Source organism: Frankia sp. CgMI4, assembly GCF_001756285.1.
GTDB classification, from domain to species: Bacteria; Actinomycetota; Actinomycetes; order Frankiales; family Frankiaceae; genus Frankia; species Frankia casuarinae.
This window is the reverse complement of sequence record NZ_MAQZ01000088.1, coordinates 12,035-34,067: the sequence shown is the minus strand read 5'-3', so window position 1 is coordinate 34,067 and position 22,033 is coordinate 12,035. Positions and strand designations below refer to the sequence as shown.

The window sequence follows — 22,033 nt, the reverse complement described above, 5'->3', positions numbered from 1 at the left end:
TAGCCTAGGGAGTGGTGATGAGCGGTCGGGTGATGGTGGCGGGCGTCGGCATGGTGCCGTTCGCGACGCCGAGCAGGAGCGACAGCTACGACGTGCTGGCCRAGGGGGCGGTCAGGGCGGCGTTGGCCGATGCCGGGATCGACCTGGCGGCGGTCCAGCAGACGTACGCCGGCTATGTGTACGGCGACTCGACGAGCGGGCAGAAGGCGCTGTACCGGGTGGGGATGACCGGGGCGCCGGTGGTGAACGTGAACAACAACTGCTCTAGTGGGTCGTCGGCGCTGTTCCTGGCGCGGCAGGCGGTGGCTTCCGGGGCGGCGGACTGCGTGCTGGCGTTCGGGTTCGAGCAGATGCGGCGCGGCRCGCTGACGATGCAGTGGGACGACCGGCCCAACGCCTTCGAGCGGTTCGACGAGGTGGTCACCAAGGTGCAGGGCGAGGTCGAGGGGGTGCCGTTCGCACCGCGGTACTTCGCCGGTGCGGGTGCGGCCTACTGTGAGAAGTACGGGATGGACCCGGCGGTATTCGCGCGGATCTCGGTGAAGTCGCGCCGGCACGCGGCCAACAACCCGTATGCGGTGTTCACTGATCCGGTGACCGTGGAGGAGGTTCTTGCCTCGCCGCGGATCCTCGGTTGGCTGACCCGGCTGCAGTGCTGCCCGCCCACCTGTGGCGCGGCCGCCGCGGTGGTCGTTTCCGAGGACTTCGCGCGCGCCYACGGCCTGCGCGCCGATGTGGCGATCACCGCGCAGGCGATGACCACGGATACCCCGTCCTCGTTCGACGGGGACCTGATGCGCCTGGTCGGTTACGACATGACCGCGGCCGCCGCGCGGCAGGTGTACGAGGTGGCCGGGGTGGACCCGCTCGATGTGCGCGTGGTGGAGCTGCACGACTGCTTCACCACCAATGAGCTGATGACCTACGAGGCGCTGGGGCTGACTCCGGAGGGCAYGGCGGAGAAGTTCATCGTCGACGGCGACAACACCTACGGCGGCCGGGTGGTGACCAATCCGTCGGGTGGGCTGCTGTCCAAGGGGCACCCGCTGGGCGCGACCGGGTTGGCGCAGTGCGCGGAGCTGGTGTGGCAGCTGCGCGGCGAGGCCGACAAGCGCCAAGTCGAGGACGTGACCGTGGCGCTGCAGCATAACATCGGCCTCGGCGGCGCCGCCGTGGTCACCCTCTACGAGAAGGTAGGCTGATCCACACCGAGGAGACCGAGGGGGTTGTACCGAGGGGGTTGTTCTGCCGGACCGCACGCTTGCGCCGCCGCGCGGCACCCGCCCGCGTAACCGGCGGGCGCTGATCCTTGGCGCCGCCTCGGACCTGTTCGCCCGCCGCGGCTACGACCAGATCGGCATGACCGATCTCGCCGAAGCCGTGGCGGTCGGCCCGTCCGCGCTGTACCGGCACTTCTCCGGTAAACAGGACCTGCTCCGCGAGGTCATCGCCGCAGGCCTGGCCCCGCTGCGGCACCTGCTCGATGATCTCGATCTCGCCGACCGCGCCGACCACGCCACGGCGTCGGCCCGGCTCGCCGCTCGCTGCCTCGACGAACGCCATATCGGCGTGCTCTGGCAGCGCGAAGCCCGCCATCTGACCCCTGACGACCATGCCCTGCTGCGCGCCGAGGWCCGCGAGATCGGACGCCGCCTCACCGGCCGGGTGCGCGCCGCCCGCCCCGAGCTCGACGCCCCCACCGCGGACCTGCTCACCTGGGCGATGCTGGCCGTGCTGATGAGCCCGTCCTTCCACCACCTGGACCTGCCCCGGCCCGCCTACGACGACCTGCTCGCCGAGCTCACCGACCTCGTGCTGGACACCCCGCTGCCCGGCACCTGCGCCGCATCGCCGCCACCACCGGCCGGACCGCCACCACCGGCCGGACCGCCGTTGCGGCTGGCCTCCCGCCGCGAGGCGCTGYTCACCCAGGCGGTGCGGATGTTCGCCACCCACGGCTACGCCRGCGTCGGCATCGAGGACGTCGGCAACGCCGTCGGCATCACCGGCCCCAGCGTCTACCACCACTTCCCGAGCAAGCTGGACATGCTGCGCACCGCGTTCCAGCGCAGCACGGCCGCCCTGTTGATGGACGTCAGCGCGATCTATCGGACTTCGAACGGCGCCGCCGACGCCCTGCGCCGACTGGTCGGCTCCTACATCCGGTTCACCCAGGCCCACCACGACCTGATCGGGCTGCTGATCACCGAAGTCGAGCATCTGCCGGAGGACGAACGCCACGCCGCCCGTCGGGCCCAGCACGACTACCTCACCGAATGGGTTCACCTGCTCCGGCTCGTGCACCCCGAGCTCGACCCCACCGCCGCCCGGATCCGGGTGCACGCCGCGGTCGCCGTCGTCAACGACACGGCCCGCACCCCGCACCTGCGGCACAACCCGGGCGTGCCGGGCGCGGTCGAGTCGATCTGCGGCCGGCTGCTCGGGCTCTGACCTGGCGCCTCCCGGGATTGCGCGCGACCGCGCTGGTGGCGCCGGTGGGTTCGATCAGGCCGAACGAGGCGCATCCGCGGACAGATGCCGCACCGGCCGCGCCAAGCCCGAGTCCGCGACCAGTCGGGTGACGATCAGCGTGACGGTGTAGGTGGCGGTGGCGGTGGCAAGGATGGCGAAGCTCGGGGGGATCCGCGGGGCGAGGTAGCTGGTGGTCAGCCCGACCCAGGTCACCGCGACCGCCACCGCGGTGGAGATCATCATTCCGTGGTAAGGGTGGGCGGTGAGCCGGTGGGCGGTGCCGGCGGGTGCGGCGAGCATACCGAGGAGCAGCAGGGCACCGACGGCCTGGGTGGCATCGGCTGCGGTCGCCCCGACGAGGCCGAGGAAACCGACGCCGAGGAGGCGGACGGGGACACCTCGGGCGGCCGCGACCGCGCCGTCCAGGCTGGTGAACAGCAGGGGACGCCCGATCGCGATGGTGGCGAGACAGAGGATTACGGCGAGTATGGCAGCCTCCCAGGCGTGGGAGGCGTCCAGGCCGAAGATCGAGCCGAACAGGACGGTGACACCGGCGGTGCCGTTGCCGGTGTTGCGGTGGGTGGTGTAAAGGGTGAGGAAGAGCACCCCGAGGCCGAGGACCCAGGCGAACACGCTGCCGATGACGACGTCATCGGCGTGGCCGCGGGGGCCGAGGGCGCCGAGGGCGCATCCGACGGCGACGGTGGCGGCGAACAGGCCGACTCGGGCGTCGATCCCGGTGGCCAGGGCGGCGAGTGCGCCGGTGAACGCCACATGGGACAACGCGTCGGCGGTGAAGACCTGGGCCCGCAGGACGAGGAAGTAGCCGACGAGTCCGGCCGCCATGGCAATCCCCGTTCCGGCGATGAACGCATTCTGCATGAACGGGTGCTCGAACATCGCGGTCAGTCCCGTGTCCGCCGTGGCCGCGGTCATGCTGCTGCTCCGGTCATCCGGGGGACGCGGGCGGCCCGGCCGAGCAGGTCGTGCGCGCCGACGGCGAGACGGGCGAGGAGGTACAGGCCGAAGGAGAAGCTGGTGATGAAAAAGCCGATCGGATAGGGCGAGTAGTAGGCCACGGTCAGCCCGGCCCAGGTGACCAGCAGGCCTAGCAGCACGGTGAGCGTGAGGCTGAGGGCCGGTCGGGTGGTGAGGACCTGTGCGGTCGCGGCCGGGATGACCAGCAGGGTGAAGACGAGGAGGGTTCCGGTGATCTGGCTGACCTCCGCGGCGGTGCTCCCGAGCATGATCAGGAAAGCCACCGACAGACCCCGCACCGGCACTCCGGCGGCGGCAGCCACGGCTGGATCGAGYGAGGCGAACAGCAGCGGCCGCCCGATGAGCGCCAGCACTGCCAGGACCGCCACGGCGACGGCGGTCAGCGTGAGGACCATGTCGTCGGTGATTCCCAGGAAGCTGCCGAACAGCAGCGTGTTGACCCCGCCGAGGAATCCCTTGTACAGGCTGACGAACAGGAATCCGCAGGCCAGCGCGAACGCCTGGACGGTACCGATGGTGGCCRACTCCGCGGCCCGCCCGGCGGCTGCCCCGCCCGCCCCGGGGATGGCCGCGATGATCAGCGCCGCGGTGAGGCAGAAGGCGAAGTAGCCGTAGGTCGCGCCCAAGCCGAGCCAGATCGCCCCGGCCGCGCCCGGGAAACCGGCCACGGCGAGGGTGTGGCCGGCGAAGGCCTGGCGGCGTAGGACCATGAACCATCCGGTTGCCCCGGCGGTCAGCGCGACGATGGTTCCGGCCCGGAACGCGTTCACCATGAACGGGTAGGCGAACATCTGCCGAACGTCGCGGACCAGGTCCCACGACAGGCCCGCGTCGGTCGCGACCACCGCTGCAGTGATCACAGGTGGCCGGTCCCGTCGTGACGGTCGGCGTGTACGGCGGGCGGCTCGGGCTGGCCGACGACGACGAGGCGCCCGTCGGAGGTGGTCAGCACCTCGATGGGGGCCTGGTAGAGCCGGCTTAACGTCGCACTGGTGATGACCTCGGCGGGAGGGCCCGAGACCGCGCCGCCGCCGGCGAGGTAGATGACCCGGTCGAGGCTGGACAGGATTGGGTTGACGTCGTGGGCGACCATCAGCACGGTCACCCCCGCCGTCTGGCAGATGGTGCGGATGAGGGTCGCGACCGAGGCGGCGTTGGGCGGGTCCAGGCTGTCCAACGGTTCGTCGAGAAGCAGCAGCCGGGGCCGGCGGGCGAGCGCCTGGGCGATCAGAAGCCGCTGCTGCTCCCCACCGGACAGCCGGCCGATCGGCTGGTGGGCGTAGCCGGTGGCGCCGACCTGCTCGACGAGTTCGGCGACGCGCCGCCGCGCGGTCCGGGCGCGATCTCCGCCGGGCAGCGGCAGACCCCACCGGTGGCCGTCGAGACCGAGGCGGACGATGTCAAGCCCCCGGATCCGTACCGACGGGTCGAAGCTCCGTCGCTGCGGCAGATAACCGACCTCGGTGCGGGCCCGCCCGGGATGCCGGCCCAGCACCACCACCCGCCCCGCGGCCAGCGGCAGCAGGCCAAGGGCCGCCTTGAGCAGGGTGGACTTACCGACGCCGTTGGGACCGAGGATCGCGACGAACTCCCCCGCGCCGGCCTCGACGTTCACCCCGCTCCACACCATCCGCCCACCGAGACGAACCGCCGCACCCTCGAACATCACCGCCGGCGCGGCCGGCCTGCCGGCGCTGACCGGCGCCACCGCCGCGTCAACCTCGGCGCTCGCGCCGTCGGTTCGAGGGTGCGCCACCGCCGCCATTCTCGTCACCTTCCGCTTACTTTCCGGTTGCCTGCGCCAGCGACCCGCGCAGGGCTTCCAACTGGGCGACCTGCCAGTCCTGGAACGACGCTCCGGCCGGGACGAGCGTCTCGGTGATGGTGGTCACCGGGATGTGGGCCGCCTTCGCCTCCTCGATCTGCCGCCGCACGTCCGGGGTGGCGTTCTGGCTGTTGTAGACGTAGATTTTGATCTTCCCGGTCTTGATCTGGCTGTCGCTGGTGCTCTTGTCCGCGACAGTCGGATCGCTGCCCTCCGAGATCGCACGCAGGAAGGCCGGCGGGGTCAGCAGGTTCAGCCCGAGCGCTGGGGACAGCATCGCGAAGATGCTCTCCGAGGCCCCGACCGGCGTCCCGGCATACTTCTTCTTGATTGTCGCGATGAGATCGGTGTACGGCTTGAGGGTCGTGGCGGTGAAGGATGCCCGCTGCTGATCGAAGTAGCCCGAGTCGACGGGGTCGATCTTCTTGTAGTCGGCGGTGACCTGGTCGATCACTTTCGCGACGTCATCCGGGTTGTACCAGCGATGCGGGTTGTCGCCGTCCTTCGCGCCGACCAGGTCGCCGACGGTCAGCGTCACCCGCCCGGTCGCCGGGTTGGCCGCCGCCAGCTTGCCCGCCCACGGGTCGTAGCCGACGCCGTTGTCGATGAACAGCCGCGCACCGGCGATCGCCCGGCCGTCGGCGGGGGTCGGCTCATAGTCATGCGGGTCGGCGTCGGGATTGTCGATGATGCTGGTGACCGCCACCCGGTCGCCCCCCAGCTGGGCGGCGATGCTGCCCCAGAAGTTCTCGGCCGCCACCACGGTGATCTTCTTGCCGCCGGTGGCGCCGGTCCCGGTGTTCCCCGACGAGGACGTCCCACACGCGGCCACGACCATCGCCACGCCGGCGGCCACTACCCCCAGGCCGCGCGGCACCCGCCCGGGCCGCACCCGCCAGCGCCGCACCGTGACCAGCCGTGCACCATCCACCACGATCTCCCTGCTTGTTACCCGACCGGTCCTGCTAGCAGGACCGGTATTCATTGCCGCAAAGGTAGTCGCTAATGGAAACCGTTACAAGTTCGAGTTCGAGCGGTCGGCGATGACGCGGGGCGAGCCTCCCCGCCGCCTACCCGTCCACCCGTCCACCCGTCCACCCGTCCGTCCACCCGTCCGTCCACCCGTCCAACCGTCCAACCGTCCAACCGTCCGTCCAACCGTCCACATGATCGACCAGGTGCTTTGTCGGGTCGGACGTCCTGTACCGTCCACCGGGGCGTGCGCCGGGTGCATGGAGGCGGACGCGTCGCATCGCATGGYAGATCCGGCGGGGTGTCGGGGCGCCCCGTCGCGGCGCAATCGATCTGCATACGGAGTATTACTGTTGGTATTGACAACGGTTGTTACATCCAAGACAGTGGTGATCGTTGTCGCTGCCACCAGCCCAGGAGGTATCCATGTCCCTGACGGTGTCGCCCGACCTGTTGGAGCAGGCCGAACAAGGTCACGTCGACGAGGCCGACTTCCTCGCCTGCATCCGCACTTCCCTGCCCTACGCCTACGRCCTGGTCGAGCGGCTCGCCGGCGAGCTGCCCACCGCAACCCGCGACTTCGCCGACAACCAGACCCCGCCCGCGGACGACGCCGAGCAKGGCCAGCTGTTGCGGGCGATGGCCAGCACCTCGATACGCGCGGCTCTGGAACGGCACTTCGGCGTGGCGCTGGCCTTCCAGAACTGCCATCGGCTGGCCGCTTTCCGCCCCCAGGCCACGAGCGGCGAGCAGTACCGCCGCTTCGTCTCCCCGGAGAGCCAGGTCCTCAACCAGCAACCGGAGTTCGTCAACTGCTAGCCTGGGCTCCCGGGATATTTTGATCCCGATGGCCTGGTGGGCCGGTGTTGTCCATTTTGTACCGGATTTTTTGTACCGGATCTGTCCTGGACGTTCATCCACCGGCCCGCCTGGCCCATCGATCAGAATCGGGTAACGCCCACAATGTGGCGTCGATCGGGGAAGCGTCGAGGCAGACGGACCTCCTACCTCGCGTTCATCAACGCCACGAACACCAAAGCGTCGATCGCGCAACGGGGCAGGGCGCTGTGGCGTGTTACCGCTACCGCGTTGGGATGCTCAGGATGACGTCGCGGCCCACGCTGCTCACGGTCGGATGCGCCGGCGGTGCTGGCCTGCGTCCACACAGCCCGAGGTAGTAGGTCACCACACCCTCGAAGTCGCCGCCCTGCTTCACGTGGACGACATTCGTTGTCCGGYCGAGAGGGAAGAGGTTCCTTGGAGCGGTGGGTCGACCTTCGATGTTGTGCGCGGCGGAATTGTGGAAGGTGACCTTCACGAAGGATCGGCCCAGCACAAAGACTCGATTACCGGATCCGTCCTGGATCAGCCCCGATCTCGGCACGTACTCGGCTCTGACATCTTTCGGCGCTGACGGCCGGAAGACGAAGGTGACGATGTCCACCCGGGCGCTGGCCGCGTGGGCGAAGCGGATGTGCATGAGCACGGGTGTGACCGGTGGAGCCGCCGCCCGAGAAACCCCCGCCTCGGTGAAGACCAAGCTGAGGGTGAGGAGCAGGACGGCGCTTATGGCTGCGGCGATCCTTCTCATTGCTGGTTCCTTTTTCTTCGCTGCTTGAGGGGCACCGAAAGGCGTCCAACCTGATACGTATGGCCAAGCGTCCCGTGGTGGCGCCCGGGCCGGGCCGGGCACCGCACGCGGGGCGTGTGCGCCGCTCGCGCGGACCGCTTCCGGGTAACTGGCGCACGGCAATCGGTATGAGTCAGGGCCCTGCCACGGAGGGAGACACGGATCGCCGTTATGAGTCTCGGCGAAGGCGTTGCTCCTTACTCCGTGCATGAGGCCACCCCCTCGGGGGGTTCCGCTCGCGGCCTACAGGTTCCGCCCTGCCCTGGGGGGTGTCAATTTGGCGAACCGGCGGAATCCGGGCCGGTGGCCGGGGGCCGGTGGCCTAGGCTGGAACCGTGCACGATGGCGTGGTGACGCTGTTCCTCTGCGGCGACGTGATGCTAGGTCGCGGTGTCGACCAGATTCTGCCGCATCCGGGCGATCCGAGGCTTTCCGAGGGATATGTCCAGGATGCCCGCGCCTATGTYGAGCTGGCGGAGGCGGTGAACGGCCCGATTCCTCGTCCGGTCGAATTCTCCTGGCCCTGGGGTGACGCGCTGCCCGTGCTGGATGAGGTCCGGGCCGATGTTCGGGTGGTGAACCTGGAAAACAGCATCACCCGGTGCGATGACTTCGCCGCCGGAAAGGAGGTTCATTATCGGATGAGTCCGGACAACCTTCCCTGTCTGGCCGCCGGCCGGCCCGATGTGTGCGTGCTGGCGAACAACCACCTGCTGGATTTCGGCCACCGCGGGCTCGTCGAGACCCTCGACGCGTTGTTCACGGCCGGGCTGAGAGCGGTGGGAGCCGGACGCGACGCGGACGAGGCGTGCAAACCGGCCATGGTCCCGCTCGGCGGGGGCCGGCGGGTCCTGGTCTCCTCGTTCGGCCTGTCCTCCAGCGGCATTCCACGGACGTGGGCCGCGGCCCCGGGCCGGGCCGGCATCGACGTCATCCCCGAACTGTCGGACGCCACCGCCGAGGAGGTGACCGCCCGCGTCCGGCGGGCGAAGCKCCCCGGTGACCTCGTCGTCGCCTCCGTCCACTGGGGATCCAACTGGGGCTATGACGTAGACGACGACCAGATCCGCTTCGCCCGCCGGCTCATCGATGGCGGTGTCGACGTCGTGCACGGGCATTCGTCGCACCATCCGCGTCCCGTCGAGGTGTACCGGGACCGGCTTGTCCTGTACGGCTGTGGCGACTTCATCAACGACTACGAGGGCATTACCGGCTACGAAATGTACCGGGACGATCTGYGGCTGGCGTACTTCGTCTCCGCCRGGGTCTCCGTCGATCCGCCCGGCGCGACGCTGACCGGCCTGCGGATGGTGCCCCTGCAGACACGGCGGATGCGGTTGTGGCGCGCCGCACCCGAAGACGCCGGGTGGCTACGGGGGGTTCTCACCAGGATCAGCCGTGGCTTCGGGACACGGTTCGATCTCAACGCGCCCGGCGTGCTGTCGCTGCGCCAGCCATGAGCGAACCCTCGATGGTGCGCTCCAGCGCTTCGACAGCCTCGGCCAGCGACGAAGGCCGGAAGGTCAGGACCGGTCCGTCAGGCACGCTCACGCCGGCGTGAGGGCACCAGCCGGCTGAGCACGTCGAGTTCCGCCAGCCACAGCTGCCCCAACCGGGCGTGGTTCGGCACGCTGGCACTGGCCACGAACGTGACACCGACCCGCTCGTCGATGCCAAGCATGGCGACGGCCAGATGCTGACGTCCGACGAGTAGTTGGCCCGTGCCGACCAGCCCGGTCACCGCGCGTCCCGCGACAGCCAGCGGCCCGCGCATCGTCCGGACGTTGCTCGCCACCAGGGCCATCTTCCGGATCTGGGCCGGGTAAGCGGCGGCGCCCGCGAGCATGCGGGGCGAGGCGATCGTCGCCAGGGTGGAGAAGTGGTGACGTTCCACCACCCCCAGCCCGCCCTTCTTCATGCGACGGGTCTCCGCGGCGATCCACGCCAGTCGCCGGCCGGGGTCCGGCTCCCCGCAGGGAAGCGGGACACGCACGCCCGAGGAATAGTTCGACAGCACGTTCCGTTCGGCGGCGGTCCGGAAACTGATGGGCATCAGCGCGTGGATGGGCTGACGGTCCCGGCGCCATTCGGGAAGGGACCACGTCCGCAGCGCCCCGGCGAGCGCGGCGAGATAGACGTCGTTGACCGTGACATCGTGGTGGCGGGCCACCGCTCGCAGCGTGCCCAGATCGGTGGTGACCCAGGAATGTCGCGCCGGCCCGGCCGGCGGCCCGCCCCAGGCGTCGAGGGCGCGGGTGGGCGCCAGGCAACGCAGCCCCCGGCCGACGAAACCCGCATAGTCCGAGGGCCGCGGCCGGCGGACAGCGGGAGGCAGACCGAGGTCGAGTTCGTCCTCCCCCCCGAAGAGCAGGTGCAGCGCCTGGTAGAGCGCGAAGCCGTCCTGCTGGATGTGGCTGGTCCGATACACCAGCACCGTGCCGGACGACCCCGGGGCGCGCAGCAGGTAGAGCATCCACGGCGACCGGCTGAGGTCGATCGGCTGGGCGGCAATGCGGTCGAYGGCGGCACGCAGCCGCGCATCGCCGGCACCACCGTCGCCMCCGCCCACACCGCCAACACCGCCAACACCGTCGGCGGACGGTAGGTCCATGGCGACAACGTGGTCGTCGACGTTCAGGYCCGGACCGCGGACCCAGAGGGTCTCGTTCGCCGTCGAGCGGCGACCGGAGAACCGGACCGCGACAGTCTCGAGACGGTCGGTAAGCATCCGTGCCCGGGGGTCGCGCAGCCGCTCGGCGACGTGCGCACGCAGGTCCGCCAGCTCCAGCGGAGGGCCGTCGACGAACAGCAGCGCACCGACGTCCTGGAACTCCCCGGGATTGAGCCGGCTGAAGGCGAGGTAGGCCCGGTCACCCGAGGTCAGTGGACGAGCGTATGTCCGCTCGGGACCGGCCTTCGTGACCACGTCGAGCAGGGCCATCAGACGCTCCCCCACCCCGTCCTGGGGCGCGGAGCGCGGGCCTGGAAATCGGGCTGAACWACTTCACCAGATTGACGCGTCAACACGCCAAAGACACATGGGCCCATGTACCTATTACTCCTGATTCCGAGCAGGCCACCGGGGGTCTGTGTCGCACGTCTCCACGGAACAGACCCGAATGGGGAAAAGAACACCGTAGAGCACCATCACCAGCAACAATCAGATATGGCGTCGCCAGCGCAAGATAATGACACGTTTACGACATCACCACGAAAGGGCTATGGCACCGCTTCATCAGGCGCACCGAACAATGGCCGCCGGATCGCGTCCGCACGCCGCCCAGTTCGCACGCCGCCCAGGCACGCACGCCRCCCAGATCCGCACGCCTCCCAGTCCTCACCACGGCCGTCCAGGCAGCGAGCGAGCCAGTCGGCGGCCCTGACGAACTCGTGATCCGTCATGCTTGGGGGTACGGACGGGGCGGCCTCGTCGGCGCGGGGGTAAGACCCCAGGAAACGGATCTTCCGGCAGATCCGGTGCAGCCCCATCAGGGCCTCGCGCACCCGGCGGTCGCTGATGTGCCCTTCCGCGTCGATCGAGAAGCAGTACCGGCCCAGGCCCTCGCCGGTCGGCCGGGACTCGATCCGCATCAGGTTGGCCCCGCGAACGGCCCATTCCTGCAGGAGTTCCAGCAGCGCGCCCGGCTCGTCCGCGGCCGGCCACACCACGATGGACGTCTTGTCCGTGTTGGTCGRCGCGGTGGCGCGGCCTGGACGGCCGAGCAGGACGAAACGGGTGGTGGCGTCGGGGACGTCGTGGATGTCGGTCACGAGGGCCTCCAGTCGGTAGCGCCGTGCGGTGAACTCCCCGGCGAAGGCGCAGTCGAAGCGCCCMTCCCGCACCAGCCGGGCCCCCTCGGCGTTGGACGCGGCCGATTCCCACTCCGCGTACGGCAGGTGAGYCGCGAGCCAGCGGCGTACCTGGGCCCGGGCGACCGGGTGGCCGGTGACGGTCTTGACGTCCTCCAGCGTGGTTCCCGGCCGCACGAGCAGCGCGAAGCTGATCGGTAGCAGCACCTCGCGGCAGATCATCAGCGGCCTGCCGGTCGCGAGCTCGTCCAGCGTGGCGGTAACTGCCYCCTCGACGGAGTTCTCGATCGGTACCAGCGCGCCGGACGCGTCCCCGTTGCGCACCGCGTCCAACGCCTCCGCCACGGAGAGGGAGGGGAACAGCTCATGCGTCCGCGCATCCGGCAGCGTCCGCAGCGCGGCCTCGGTGAAGGTCCCCTCGGGGCCGAGGTAGGTGTAGCGGGGGGGGTAAGCAGGCAAGACAGACCTCCTAGGACCGGGGCGGGCAACGGTCATCGCCTGCTGGTAAGGCGGTGGTCAGAGGTGCGGTGGTCAGAGGTGGCGCAGCAGCACCGTGGGGTCTTCGACCGCGTCGGCGACGAAGCGCAGAARGGACCCGGCGGTGGCGCCGTCGCAGACTCGGTGGTCAAAGGTGAACGAAAGCTGCACGATCCTGCGGACCGCCAGTTCGCCGTCCACCGCCCAGGGCCTGGGGACGATCCGGCCGATGCCGATCATCGCGGCCTCGGGGTGGTGGATGATGGGCGTGGAGCCGTCGACACCGAAGACGCCGTAGTTGTTGAGCGTGAACGTGCCGCCGGTCAACTCGGCGGGAGTGAGCGTGCCCGCGCGGGCGGCGGCGGTCAACCGGGCGATCTCGGCGGCCAGTCGAGCGGTGGTCAGGCCCTGAGCGTGGTGCACCACGGGCACGACCAGGCCGCGCGGGGTCTGGGCGGCGAATCCCAGGTGGACGGCGGCGTGGTGGCGCACGCCGGTCGCGCGGCCGTCCGCGTCGGTGACGACGGCGGAGTTGAGTGCGGGAAAGYGGACCAGGGCGGCGACGCAGATGCGGGCCAGGATCGCCAGGAGACCGATTCTGGGCTCGGCGCCCCCCGCGTTGCGGGTGTCGTTGAGGGTGTCCTTGGCGGCGAGCAGCGCGGTGGCATCCGTGTCGACCCAGCAGGTGGCGTCCGGCACCTCGCGCCTGCTGCGCGCGAACGTCTCCGCCGCGCGCCGCGCCAGCGGGTCCAGCGGGACGACGGTCGAGTCGGTCTCCGCCGGGCGCGACGGAGCGGAACGCGGGGCGATGGCACTCTCCACGTCCTTGCGCAGAATCAGCCCGTCCGGGCCGGTGCCGACGAGTTTTCGGAGATCGACGGAGTTCTCGCGGGCGAAGCGGCGAACGAGGGGCGAGACGACCTTGACCACGGTCTGGGCGGAAGGCCCGAGTGGCGTCGCCGGTCCGGGAGTCGGGGTGAGCGCCGGTACGGGGGGCGCTTCGGGAGCGCCGACGCGTCGTCGGCGGCGGGTTCGGGAGGGTTCCGTGCTGGTGCCGTAACCGACGAGGATGTTCCCGGAACCCGTTCGCCCTGCTGCCGGCTCGCTGACGGCCACGGTGATCAGTGGTGTGCCGACCGGGACACTGGTACCGGCCAGGCCGGCGAGGGAGGTGACGACGCCGGCGTAGGGGCAGGGCACCTCGACGACGGCTTTGGCGGTCTCGACCTCGGCTACGGGTTGGTCGACGGTGATGACGTCCCCGACGCCGACAAGCCAGCGGACGACCTCGGCGGAGGTCAGGCCCTCGCCGAGGTCGGGGAGGGGGAATTCGCGTACCGCGGCCACGGTGTCACTGCTCCCACTGGAGTCGGGCGACGGCGTCGAGGATGCGGTCGACGCTGGGAAGGTAGTGATGTTCGAGCATGGGGGGCGGGTAAGGGATGTCGAAGCCGGTGACCCGCAGGACGGGGGCGGCAAGGTGGTGGAAGCACCGCTCGCTGACGCGGGCAGCGATCTCCGCACCGACCCCGCCGAAACCCGCGGCCTCGTGGACCACAACGGCGCGCCCGGTGGCGCGGACCGCCTCGCAGACCGTCTCGTCRTCGAAGGGGACCAGCGAGCGCAGGTCGACCACCGCCAGGTCCCAGCCCTCCGAGCGCGCGGCCGCCGCCGCCTGGAGGCACACGGGGAGCGAGGGGCCGTAGGTCAGGAGGGTCGCCGAGGTACCGGTCCGGCGGACCACCGCCCGGCCGATCGGCGGCACCTCGGCCGCAGAGAAGTCGTCCGTGGACCGCTGGTCCATGGACTGGTCGTCCGTGGACCAGTAGAGCCGCTTGGGTTCCAGGAACACCACCGGGTCGTCCGAGGCAATCGCCGAGCGGAGCAGCCCGTAGCCGTCGGCGACGGTGGCGGGGGTGACGACGTGCAGGCCGGGGGTGTGCGCGTAGTATGCCTCGCTGGAGTCGCTGTGGTGCTCGACGCCGCCGACGCCGCCGCCGTACGGGATGCGGATGGTGATCGGCAGCGTGGTCTTCCCGGCCGTGCGGTTACGCATCTTGGCCACATGCGACGCGAGCTGCTCGAACGCGGGGTAGGCGAAGGCGTCGAACTGCAGCTCCACGACGGGCCGCAGGCCGTACATGGCCATGCCCACGGCGGTGCCGAGGATGCCTGCCTCGGCCAGGGGGGTGTCCAGGCAGCGTTGCGCGCCGAATTCGGCAGCCAAGCCGTCGGTGACTCGGAAGACGCCGCCGAGAGTGCCAACGTCCTCGCCGAGGATGTGGACGCGCGCGTCCTCGCGCAGCGAGTCGCGCAGCGCGGCGTTGAGGGCCCGCACCATGGTCGCGGCGCTCATCGTGCGTCGTCGCTCTTGGCTGCGTCCGCGGCCTGCCAGGCCATCAGCTCGGCGGCCTGCTCACGAAGCTGGCTGGTCGGCTGGGCATAGACGTGCGTGAACAGTGAGCCCGGATCGAGATCAGGCACACGATCGAACTGGGCGCGCATCTCGGCGGCGAGTTCCTCGGCAGCCCGCGCGACTGCGGCGACGCCGGCGTCGTCGAGGAGACCGGCCTTGCGTAGCTGCCGCTCCAGCAGCGTCAGCGGATCGCGGGCCTGCCAGGCGGCGACCTCCTCCGAGGTGCGGTAGCGGGTCGCGTCGTCGGCGTTGGTGTGCGCCTCCAGCCGGTAGGTGACCGCCTCGACCAGCACCGGGCCGCGACCCGACCGCGCGTGCTCGACCGCCGCGCGCAGCACACCGTGCACCGCGGGCGCGTCGTTGCCGTCCACCAAACGACCGATGATCCCATGGCCCACCGCCTTGTGTGCCAGCGTCGGCGCCGCGGACTGCTGGGCCAGCGGCACCGAAATCGCATAGCCGTTGTTCTGTACCAGGAACACCACTGGCGCGTTCAGCACCCCGGCGAAGTTCAGCGCCTCGTGGAAGTCGCCCTCGCTGGTGCCGCCGTCGCCGATCAGGGCAAGCGCCACGACGTCCTCCGCCGCCCACGGATCCGAGGCCGCGCGCAGGCGAGCGGCGTGGGCCAGGCCCACCGCATGGCAGGCCTGGGTGGCCAGCGGAGTCGACAGCGGCGCGATCCGGTGCTCCCGCGGATCGTAGCCGCTGTGCGCGTTCCCGCGCATCAGCGTCAGCGCGTCCACCGGGCGCACGCCCCTCGACACCACCGCCAGCGTGTCGCGGTAGCTGGGGAACAGCCAGTCCGACTCCCGCAGCACCATGGCCGCGGCGATCTGGCATGCCTCCTGGCCGGTGGACGCCGGGTACACGGCGAGGCGGCCCTGCCTGGCCAGGGTCGTGGCCTGCTGGTTGAAGCGCCGTCCCAGCACCAGACGGTGGTACAGGACGCGCAGCAGATCGGTGTCGACCTTCCCCGCCGCCTCCGTGCCGAGGACCCGGACCGGCTCGGGGTCGGGCAGGAGCGGAGCCGGGTCACGACGCGGACCGTGGGAGCTCGGCGGCCCGACGAAGCCGGGCGCGGTGCTGTCGTCGAGGATTGTCATGGTCCACCTTCGGCAGTTGGTGGCGGAAAGGGTTCGGGGATTCCGGTCAGGTCTACGCCGCCGTTGACCGGCTGCTGATGCAGGTCGGAGCTGTCCGTGGGCTGGCGGACGAACTGGGGAGGAGTCGTCCACCATCGGGCCTGGTCGGTCTCGCGGAAGTGGAGCGCCGGTGCAYGATCAGCAGTAAGGTCCGCTCGGCCAGCGGTCCTCGATGCGTGCTGGCTCGCGGTCTCGAGCTCCGGACGCGGACGCCGGACCTCGGACGTCGGACTCCGAGTCGAGCTGCGGGACCTGAGTAACAGCCTGGCCAGGACGAGAGGTGCTTCTCACCGTCCGGATGAGMCGCCCAGGCCAGGTTCGACGATCAGGAAGCGAGGTACGGGGAGCCGTGGCCTCGCTTGAGCTGTCCCGGTTCGCCGGCTTGCCCGGTTCGGGCGCCGTCCGTGGTCACGATCCTCCTCCGCTCRACTTCTCGGCTCTGGTCCTCTGATTTTCCATCCCCCGTCGGCGGCTGGATCGTGTCCATAATCACCTTGATAGTCATCGTGCGGGCTCCGGCATGGCATTAATGCGTGGAGCGCGCCGCGCATCAGGTAGAAATACTTTCGTAGGTCGACTCGCCGAAGAGGCGGGGGTAGCGAGTCTGACGTAACCGGTGGAAAACCGACCCCGAGGGCTTGAGGTGATTGTCATCTCACCGGCGACAGGAGTGAATCTGCCTGGTCAGGGCCGTGCGGGCCCGATCCTCGCCGAGTCGGGCCCCGGCGGGCGTGAAGTGCGCAGCGCGACGTTCACCGAACGAGCCGGCCAGTACCGCTCGCCGCGGAAGTACCCGGCTGTTTCGATGCCATGTTTGTCGGTTGAATTTCCCTGGACATCGGTTCTCCGCTGTGACCAGCGTCTCGTGGGAGCCCGCCGAAAGTGCCTTCGACGGCTGTTACGTTGCTCTCCGAGCCCGCGCCAAGTTTTTATTGGTTGGGCCAGGCGAGTTGATCCTCTCGGCGCGCCGTTCAAATGGTGGTCGCCTGTTGGCTGATGCTTGCGTTCCGGGAATACCCATTATGGGCCCCCGCCGGCCGAATGCTAGGCGCGGGGACGGGTGAAGAAGCCGACGACGGCGCGACGGAGGCGGGCCTGCCCGCGCTGGCGGCGACTGGTGGGGCCTTCGATGGCGGGTGGGACTCGCTCGGCGGCGGCGAGGGCGGGTGCCGGGGCCGAGGGTTTCGGCAGTTCGACCTCGGTGTACCGGCCGGCGGGTTCGAGGCGGATCCAGCCGGTCTCTTCGGGAGCGGCCGCCTGCCGGCGTTCGCGGGCGGCAGCGGCGCGGCAGAGCCTGCGGGTGGCATAGAAGGCGAAGGGTGGYAGCACCAGCAGGCCGATGCGGCCGGCCCAGACGACGGCGTTGAGGGACAGGTGCAGGACGAGGGCGAACACGTCGTCGCCGCCGGCAAGCAGCAGGACGCCGTAGAAGGTCAGCGCCATCACCCCGAACGCGGTGCGGTCGGGGTGATGGCGGGGGCGTTGCAGCAGGTTGTGCTGATCATGATCCCGGGTGACCAGCGCCTCCAGGAACGGGTAGGCCGCGAGCAGGCCGAACAGCACTCCCGGCAGGACCACCCCCGGCCAGAGTACGGGCGGGACGTCGTGGCCGAGGCCCCGGTACTCCCAGGGCAGGAACAGCCGCAGCGAGCCCTCGAGGAACCCGACGTACCAGTCCGGCTGCGCCAGCGAGGAGACGTCCATGGGGGTGTACGGGCCGTAGGCCCAGACCGGGTTGATCTGCGCGACGCCGCCGAGCACCGCGAGCAGGCCGGCGGTGATGAGCAGGAAACCGACCGACTTGGCGGCGTAGCCGGGGAACAGCCGGCTACCRACAACGTTGTCCTCCGTCCGGCCAGGGCCGGGGAACTGGGTGTGCTTCTGGTGCCACAGGATCCCCAGGTGGGCGCCGATCAGCGCGAGGAGGAGACCCGGGACGAGCAGGATGTGCACCACGTAGAGCCGGGTGATGAAGTGCGTGCCGGGGAACTCGCCACCCCAGAAGCCCCAGGCGATCCAGGTTCCCACGACGGGGATGGACTCGGCGATCGCGTAGGCGATACGCACCCCGGTCCCGGACAGCAGGTCGTCGGGCAGGGAGTAGCCGGCGAAGCCCTCGGCGATGRCGAGCAGCAGCAGGCTCACCCCGATCAGCCAGTTGATCTCCCGGGGGCGACGGAAGGCGCCGGTGAAGAAGATCCGGCACAGGTGCACGATGATCGCCGCGACGAACAGCAGCGCCGCCCAGTGGTGGATCTGGCGGATGACCAGGCCGGCGCGGACGTCGAAGGAGATGTCGAGGGTCGAGGCGTAGGCACGGCTCATCGTCACCCCGCGCAGCGGCACGTAGGAGCCGTCGTAGACGGTCTGCTGCTCGCTGGGTTCGAAGAAGAACGTCAGGTAGACCCCGGTGGCCACGAGCACGCCGAAGCTGTAGAGCGCGATCTCGCCGATCATGAAGGACCAGTGGTCGGGGAAGACCTTGTTCATCACGCTGCGCAGGAACCTCGCGCTGCCCAGGCGCCGGTCGATGAATCCGACCGCCTTGTGACCGGCAGCGGTCACCGGCGATTCCCGCCCGGGGCCCGGCGATTCCCGCCCGGGACGGTCCGCGCGCCGCGTGGAGGTCCCGGAGCCGGTGGTGGCGGTCATGAGCGGCTCCAGAAGCCGGGCCCGACCGGTTCGGGGAAATCCGACCGGGCTCGGAAACACCCATCGGCGTCGACCGTGACGGGCAGCTGGGGCAGGGCACGGGTCGCCGGGCCGAAGATCGGCCTGGCCAGGTCGGTCATGTCGAAGACCGACTGGTGGCACGGGCACTGGAGCTGATGCGGCTGGCTCATGTACATGCTCACCGGGCAGCCCGCATGGGTGCAGATCTTCGAGAACGCGACGTGGTTGTCGTACCCGGCCGCGGCCTGCCGGGGCGGGGTGGCCAGTCCCGGGGGCAGCCTGATCAGCAGCGCCGCGCTGTCCGCCTGGGCGTCGAGGCCGAGATGCCCCTCAGGCAGCACGGTGAGGATGCCGCCGATCGCCAGGTCGCCAAGGCGCACCGGCCGGCCCTCCGGCGTCACCAGCCGCGCCCCGGGTGACCAGCGGGTGGTGAACAGGTCCCGATGCGGGGCCCGCCTGACCAGGTTGAGCAGCGGCACCACGGCTATCACCCCGAAACCGCCGAGCATGGCGAGCACGAGCCGGCGCAGCACCGGCAACTGGCGCAGCCCTGTCTCGGCCACGACCCGGTCCACGGTCTGCTGGGTGGCCGCCTCCTCGGCGCCCGGCGAGACCATGGGGTGACGTTCCTCGACCGCCTCCTCCTGGGGGATGAGACGCTTGTCCCACAGCACCGCGCCGATGCCGGCGGCGATGATGGCCAACCCCAGGGAGAGACCGAGCAGCGCGTTGTAGCCGACGGTGCCCGTCCGGCCGGTGAAGTTCACCACCGCGAACGCCACCGCGCCGACGAGCGAGAGCGACAGGCAGGCCGCTATCCCCGCCACGCCCCCGGGCCCGCCGGGCCGGGCTGCCCCGTCTGGTCCAGCCGGTCGCTGCGGTCGCTGCGGTCGCTCCGCGTCGGCGGAGCCCGCCGGAGTCAACGCCGTCCCCGCGGAAGCAGTGCCATCACGCCCCCGAAGGCGAACACGGCGCCGGCGAGCACGAGGGTGTCACCCAGTGCCCGGCTCGTCACGACCACGGCATCGACAGCGAACAGCGCACCGGCAAGCGTCGCGAACGCCGCAGAGATCGCCAGACCGCGTGGAAAGATCATATACTCCTCCTTCGGGCTCATCGCCGTACGCCGCCGTGGCGGCCCCCACCGGCCTTCACCGGCCTTCACCGGCGCCCCTGTATCGACCATCACCGGCCCTCGCCCGGTGCGGAGGTGCCGTGACCCCGGGCGGCGTCCTGCGAGTTCTTCTCATCGGTGGATTCGTGCTGGAACACCAGGCCCACGATGGTGATCGCGGTCAGCACGCCACCGATGAACAGCAGCCAGTAGCTGATGATCGGCCCCAGCAGGAGCAGCCCGAAACTGACCGCAATCGCCGCCGGCCAGTAGCTGAACGGGCTGAAGAAGCCGATGTCACCGGCCCCCTCGGGGATCTCGATCTGGCTGTCGTCGGCGGGCAGGCGGCTGCGCCGGCCGGTGTACCAGAGGAATCCAGCGACCAACAGGCTCATCACCATGCTGAAGATGAGCGCGGCCGCACCTGCCGGGTCATGTCCGGTGAACAGGTACACCCCGCCGGTGACCAGGAAGAACAGAGCCAGAACGGCGAACAGCCGGGCGGAGGTAATCACCCGGCCGCGTCCGGGTCCACCGCGGTATCACGCCGCGAGGCCGTCTCCCCCTCGACGGAGGCCAGCTCGCGCCGGTGCCTCTGGTCGACCCGGCGCGGCTGCCGCTGGCGACCTTCCCGCCCCTCCGGCCCCTGCCGGGGGTGGTTCAGGTCGAAGGCCGGCCGCTCGGATCGGATACGGGGTATCTGGTGAAAGTTGTGCTTCGGTGGTGGGCAGGACGTCGCCCATTCCAACGAGTTCCCGTAGCCCCAGGCGTCACCACTGGTCGCCGGGTCACCATGCCGCAGCGACCGCCAAACATTGTACAGAAACGGTAGGGTGGACAGGCCGAGCAGGAAGGAGCCGGCACTCTCGATCGTGTTCAGCGTGGTGAAACCGTCGGTGGGCAGGTAGTCGGCGACCCGCCGCGGCATTCCCCTGACACCCAGCCAGTGCATCGGCAGAAACGTCACGTGGAAACCGACGAGAAGACTCCAGAAGTGCAGCTTCCCCAACTTCTCGTTCAGGAACCTTCCCGTCACCTTGGGGAACCAGAAGTACACACCGGCGAACGCGGAGAAGACGATTGTCCCGAACAGGACATAGTGCAGATGACCCACGACGTAATAGCTGTCGGTGACGTGAAAGTCGATGGGTGGGCTGGCCAGGGTGACCCCGGTCAGCCCACCGAACAGGAAGGTGATAAGGAATCCGATCGAGAACAGCATTGGCGTGTTCAGGATGATCGTTCCGCGCCACATGGTGCCGATCCAGTTGAAGAACTTCACCCCGGTCGGGACGGCGATCAGAAAGGACAGCAGAGAGAAGAACGGCAGCAGCACGGCACCGGTCGCGAACATGTGGTGCRCCCACACCGCCATCGACAGCGCGCCGATTCCCACGGTCGCGAAGACCAAMCCCCGGTACCCGAAAATCGGTTTACGGCTGAACACCGGCAGGATCTCCGTGACGATGYCGAAGAAGGGCAGCGCGACGATGTAGACCTCGGGATGACCGAAGAACCAGAAAAGGTGCTGCCAGAGGATCGCTCCTCCGTTGCTCGCGTCGTACACGTGGGCGCCGAACCGGCGATCGGCCTCCAGCGCCAGCAGGGCCGCGGTGAGTACCGGGAACGCGAGCAGCGCCAGCACCGACGTAATCAGCACGTTCCAGGTGAAGATCGGCATTCGGAACAGGAGCATGCCCGGCGCGCGCAGCGTGATGATCGTGGTGATGAAGTTGACGCTCGCCAGCACGGTGCTCAGCCCGGACATCACCAGGCCCACCGCCCACAGATCACCGCCGAGGTGCGGCGAGTACTGCGCCGAGGTCAACGGGGAGTACGCGAACCAGCCGAAGTCCGCCGCCCCGCCCCGGGTCAGGAACCCGGAGACGACGATCAGACCGCCGACCAGATACAGCCAGTAGCCCAAGGCGTTCAACCGGGGGAAGGCGATGTCAGGCGCCCCGATCTGCAACGGGACAAGATAGTTCGCGAACGCGGAGAACAGCGGGGTCGCGAACAACAGCATCATCACCGTGCCGTGGATCGTAAAAAACTGGTTGTACCGCTCGYTCGAGACGATCTGTAGACCGGGCCGGGCCAGTTCCCCCCGCATTAGCATCGCGAGGATCCCGGCGAATAGGAAGAACCCGAACGAGGTCACCAGATACATCAGACCGATCGACTTGTGATCGGTCGTACCGAGGATGTCCAGGGCCRTCGGCGGCTCCCCTCGCTGCTCCCCGACACTCGGYGGAAAAGGACGGACCTCGACCGTCATCGGGCCATCCGACCAGACACGGCCACGTCGGGCACGAGTTCCTCCTCGCATACTATTCAAGCCAGCGAAAACGGGCGGTCTCGACAACCGGACATGCCGCCAGGATCACCCGCTACGAATGGCTCACCCGCTCGTCGGCGTATGGATGTACCGGCAGTGCATCACGTCTCTACCAACCTCCGCCGCGTTGAAACGCCCGGCCACCGGAAAATCCACTCCCCACAG

General features: G+C 69.6%; 19 protein-coding genes. 4 read left to right on the top strand and 15 right to left on the bottom strand.

Translation table 11 applies throughout. From position 1 onward, the window contains the following. The first annotated feature begins 17 nt into the window (after window positions 1-17). Both Manayef4_RS16395 and Manayef4_RS16390 read left to right on the top strand, forming a co-directional pair. Window positions 18-1,202 carry a lipid-transfer protein gene (locus Manayef4_RS16395; RefSeq protein WP_070132166.1) on the top strand — a complete coding sequence of 395 codons (1,185 nt, stop codon included), beginning with the start codon at window positions 18-20 and terminating at the stop codon, window positions 1,200-1,202. Window positions 1,203-1,245: 43 nt separating this feature from the next. Then, window positions 1,246-2,451: a TetR/AcrR family transcriptional regulator gene (locus Manayef4_RS16390; RefSeq protein ID WP_070132159.1), complete on the top strand. Its 1,206-nt coding sequence runs from the start codon at window positions 1,246-1,248 to the stop codon at window positions 2,449-2,451. 54 nt (window positions 2,452-2,505) lie between these two features. Here the strand turns inward: Manayef4_RS16390 and Manayef4_RS16385 are convergent, their stop codons facing one another. From Manayef4_RS16385 to Manayef4_RS16370, 4 genes are all read right to left on the bottom strand, one after another. Further along, window positions 2,506-3,408: a metal ABC transporter permease gene (locus Manayef4_RS16385; RefSeq protein WP_070132158.1), complete on the bottom strand. Its 903-nt coding sequence runs from the start codon at window positions 3,406-3,408 to the stop codon at window positions 2,506-2,508. Beyond that, window positions 3,405-4,331 (bottom strand): metal ABC transporter permease, encoded by a 927-nt coding sequence (locus Manayef4_RS16380; protein WP_070132157.1) that lies wholly within the window; start codon window positions 4,329-4,331, stop codon window positions 3,405-3,407. The genes Manayef4_RS16385 and Manayef4_RS16380 overlap by 4 nt, the downstream gene beginning before the upstream one ends. After that, entirely contained in the window at window positions 4,328-5,137 is an 810-nt protein-coding gene (locus Manayef4_RS16375) for an ATP-binding cassette domain-containing protein (RefSeq protein WP_035734015.1), read from the bottom strand. The genes Manayef4_RS16380 and Manayef4_RS16375 overlap by 4 nt, the downstream gene beginning before the upstream one ends. 115 nt (window positions 5,138-5,252) lie before the next feature. Beyond that, window positions 5,253-6,227: a zinc ABC transporter substrate-binding protein gene (locus tag Manayef4_RS16370; RefSeq protein ID WP_011436890.1), complete on the bottom strand. Its 975-nt coding sequence runs from the start codon at window positions 6,225-6,227 to the stop codon at window positions 5,253-5,255. A 467-nt stretch (window positions 6,228-6,694) separates the two neighbouring features. Between Manayef4_RS16370 and Manayef4_RS16365 the strand changes: the two genes are divergently transcribed. Beyond that, a complete protein-coding gene (locus Manayef4_RS16365; RefSeq protein ID WP_070132156.1) occupies window positions 6,695-7,087 on the top strand; it encodes an SCO5389 family protein in 393 nt (130 codons plus the stop codon). A gap of 262 nt (window positions 7,088-7,349) precedes the next feature. On the opposite strand, the gene Manayef4_RS16360 is transcribed toward Manayef4_RS16365, so the two are convergent. After that, the gene (locus Manayef4_RS16360) at window positions 7,350-7,859 is read right to left on the bottom strand and encodes a hypothetical protein (protein WP_070132155.1); all 510 of its coding nucleotides are present in this window, start codon (window positions 7,857-7,859) and stop codon (window positions 7,350-7,352) included. A gap of 374 nt (window positions 7,860-8,233) precedes the next feature. Here Manayef4_RS16360 and Manayef4_RS16355 point away from each other — a divergent pair, with 374 nt between their 5' ends. After that, entirely contained in the window at window positions 8,234-9,358 is a 1,125-nt protein-coding gene (locus Manayef4_RS16355) for a CapA family protein (RefSeq protein WP_083282505.1), read from the top strand. Between the two features lie 77 nt (window positions 9,359-9,435). On the opposite strand, the gene Manayef4_RS16350 is transcribed toward Manayef4_RS16355, so the two are convergent. From Manayef4_RS16350 to ctaD, 10 genes are all read right to left on the bottom strand, one after another. Further along, the gene (locus tag Manayef4_RS16350; RefSeq protein WP_070132165.1) at window positions 9,436-10,839 is read right to left on the bottom strand and encodes a WS/DGAT domain-containing protein; all 1,404 of its coding nucleotides are present in this window, start codon (window positions 10,837-10,839) and stop codon (window positions 9,436-9,438) included. A 278-nt stretch (window positions 10,840-11,117) separates the two neighbouring features. Next, entirely contained in the window at window positions 11,118-12,167 is a 1,050-nt protein-coding gene (gene pheA / locus Manayef4_RS16345) for a prephenate dehydratase (protein ID WP_070132154.1), read from the bottom strand. A 72-nt stretch (window positions 12,168-12,239) separates the two neighbouring features. Continuing rightward, window positions 12,240-13,532 (bottom strand): dihydrolipoamide acetyltransferase family protein, encoded by a 1,293-nt coding sequence (locus tag Manayef4_RS16340; RefSeq protein WP_070132153.1) that lies wholly within the window; start codon window positions 13,530-13,532, stop codon window positions 12,240-12,242. 4 nt (window positions 13,533-13,536) lie between these two features. Next, window positions 13,537-14,541, bottom strand: coding sequence for an alpha-ketoacid dehydrogenase subunit beta (locus tag Manayef4_RS16335; RefSeq protein ID WP_070132152.1), 1,005 nt, complete (start codon window positions 14,539-14,541; stop codon window positions 13,537-13,539). Next, complete coding sequence (pdhA, locus tag Manayef4_RS16330) at window positions 14,538-15,704, bottom strand: pyruvate dehydrogenase (acetyl-transferring) E1 component subunit alpha (RefSeq protein WP_011436898.1); 1,167 nt, start codon at window positions 15,702-15,704, stop codon at window positions 14,538-14,540. Before pdhA ends, Manayef4_RS16335 begins: the two co-directional genes overlap by 4 nt. A 1,083-nt stretch (window positions 15,705-16,787) precedes the next feature. Further along, window positions 16,788-18,395, bottom strand: a complete 1,608-nt coding sequence (locus Manayef4_RS16325) for a ubiquinol-cytochrome c reductase cytochrome b subunit (RefSeq protein ID WP_070132163.1) — start codon at window positions 18,393-18,395, stop codon at window positions 16,788-16,790. Further along, on the bottom strand, window positions 18,392-19,243 hold the full coding sequence (locus tag Manayef4_RS16320) for a Rieske 2Fe-2S domain-containing protein (protein WP_023841669.1): 852 nt from the start codon (window positions 19,241-19,243) through the stop codon (window positions 18,392-18,394). Before Manayef4_RS16320 ends, Manayef4_RS16325 begins: the two co-directional genes overlap by 4 nt. Window positions 19,244-19,335: 92 nt before the next feature. Then, window positions 19,336-19,512 (bottom strand): hypothetical protein, encoded by a 177-nt coding sequence (locus tag Manayef4_RS25070; RefSeq protein ID WP_157493468.1) that lies wholly within the window; start codon window positions 19,510-19,512, stop codon window positions 19,336-19,338. Between the two features lie 89 nt (window positions 19,513-19,601). Next, the gene (locus tag Manayef4_RS16310) at window positions 19,602-20,045 is read right to left on the bottom strand and encodes a cytochrome c oxidase subunit 4 (protein ID WP_011436902.1); all 444 of its coding nucleotides are present in this window, start codon (window positions 20,043-20,045) and stop codon (window positions 19,602-19,604) included. Next, window positions 20,042-21,808 (bottom strand): cytochrome c oxidase subunit I, encoded by a 1,767-nt coding sequence (gene ctaD, locus Manayef4_RS16305; RefSeq protein WP_254665695.1) that lies wholly within the window; start codon window positions 21,806-21,808, stop codon window positions 20,042-20,044. The genes Manayef4_RS16310 and ctaD overlap by 4 nt, the downstream gene beginning before the upstream one ends. Between the last annotated feature and the right edge of the window lie 225 nt (window positions 21,809-22,033).